The organism is Photorhabdus hindustanensis, from assembly GCF_002968995.1.
Classification (GTDB): Bacteria; Pseudomonadota; Gammaproteobacteria; order Enterobacterales; family Enterobacteriaceae; genus Photorhabdus; species Photorhabdus akhurstii.
The window spans coordinates 1-1,347 of sequence record NZ_PUWT01000202.1; the positions used below are offsets into that span (position 1 = coordinate 1).

Below are 1,347 nucleotides of genomic sequence, written 5' to 3' on the forward strand. Positions count from 1 at the left end.
ATCAAAAAATTCATCTTATTGTGGATGGGGCGGGTTACAACAAAGCGCATCTTGTGAAGGAGTGGGCTTATGTCAGCAATATTGAGTTACATTACCTTCCGCCATACAGCCCAAATTTAAACCCGATAGAGCGATTATGGAAGGTCATGAATGAACAGGTTCGAAATAACCGTTATTTCGCTGATAAACATGAATTTCGAGACAAAGTCTTCAAATTTTTCACCACAACGCTACCTGATATAGCGAACTCGCTGATGTCTAGAATTAACGACCATTTTCAGGTGCTAAAAACTGCATCTTGAAGTTTCTTGGGTATATATCCGTTTTCTGTGTTTTTATATTTCATATTGGCATTGCATTGACTCAATATGTATGATGTATATCACAAAAAAGCAAATGGCTTAATGTCATTTAGTTCAAGGTGATTTACACTGAAAACGCTATATTTTTCATGTGCTATTTACATTAAATAAGATTTCATAATAGTGCTACACTCATTTTTTGTCTTCCTGGCTTTTGCTGTGATGAAAACGATGCCAAAAAGGCATCAACATAATTAAGCAACTGCCACATAAATTGACAACAGTGATTTCGCGTTATTGTCTCATGGAGCGATTGCCATAACCGTTCTATTTTATTTAGCCACGGTGAATAGACCGGTAAAAACAACAGGGTAAATTTGGGATGTCGTGCCAGCCACTCCTTTACCTTCTGACTTTTATGAATACCGTAGTTATCTAAGATTAATGTGAGAGTTTCCGCATGGGGATATTGATGATTCAGTTCATCTAACATTTTGATAAATAAATCAGAGTTCTTTTTTATTCCTTTAACATAGGTGACTTGCTCTGTCTGAGCATTGAGGCAACCCGCAAGGTAATGTTTTTCATTTTTTCCCGGGGTGATAACCCGTTTTTGTTGTCCTTTGAAACACCAGTCCGCGCCGATTTTCGGGTTGAAATCAATATCCACCTCATCTTCATAGAAAACGGGATGTTTTTCTGAAATATTCGCTTTGGCTTCTGCGATCTTTGCCATTTTCTCCTCATGTTCAGGATCAGGTTGTTTTACCGTGGGCGCCGCTCTGCGCCAGACAATTCCCACCTGAGAAAAGTAACGATAGAGGACACTTTGTGTCAGGGAGAGGTTGAGTAATTCATTAAGGGTATGAGTCATAAGCTCAAGGCTCCAGCGAGAGCGAAGATAGCCGAATTCTTGGGGAGATTGCTGTAATAAGAAAAGCAACAGGCTATAGAGAGGGGTGAGATCCCAGACAGCAGGTCGGCCAGCCGGTAAACTGTTGAGTCCTTCGAGTCCATATAATGTAAACCATTCAACCCAACGATT

At 39.9% G+C, this 1,347-nt stretch carries 2 protein-coding genes; one reads left to right on the forward strand and one right to left on the reverse strand.

The genetic code is table 11. The features are described from left to right. The coding region (locus C6H66_RS25345; protein ID WP_181150317.1) for a transposase at nucleotides 1-302 on the forward strand (302 nt) is incomplete at its 5' end. A gap of 175 nt (nucleotides 303-477) precedes the next feature. On the opposite strand, the gene C6H66_RS25350 is transcribed toward C6H66_RS25345, so the two are convergent. Next, a partial coding sequence (locus C6H66_RS25350) for an IS630 family transposase (protein ID WP_105397074.1) occupies nucleotides 478-1,347 on the reverse strand: 870 nt, incomplete at its 5' end.